Genomic DNA, 317 nt, shown 5'->3' on the forward strand with positions numbered 1-317 from the left:
ATACCAGCACGGCGGTCAGCCCAGCTCGGACGCCCGAATCACCCAGATTTGGGGCGGCACGAAAGTCGGCCACGAGCGGCGTGGGTACACGGCGGCGGCTTCGCTTCGCTCGCAGCCATAGCTCAGTCGCGACGCAGGTGGCGGGAGATATGACCGACCAGGTTAACGAGGTTCCGTCGCTCCACCCAGCGCAACACGTCGTCGTCATCATAGGCGAACTGATCGACGTAGCCACCCGTTACGATGGGTTGGAGCTCCTGATCCGGTGCAGCCTGGAAAACTACCGCGCTGGAACGCGCCTCTGCGCTGCGACCGTC

General features: G+C 64.4%; 1 protein-coding gene. It reads right to left on the bottom strand.

The window, feature by feature from the left end; translation table 11 throughout:
• Positions 1–122 precede the first annotated feature (122 nt).
• Positions 123–317, bottom strand: a 195-nt coding sequence (locus AC5RVV_RS18315) for a hypothetical protein (protein ID WP_494002753.1), incomplete at its 5' end; no start/stop codon positions are given.

The sequence above is a fragment of the Arthrobacter sp. MDT2-34-1 genome (assembly GCF_059091365.1).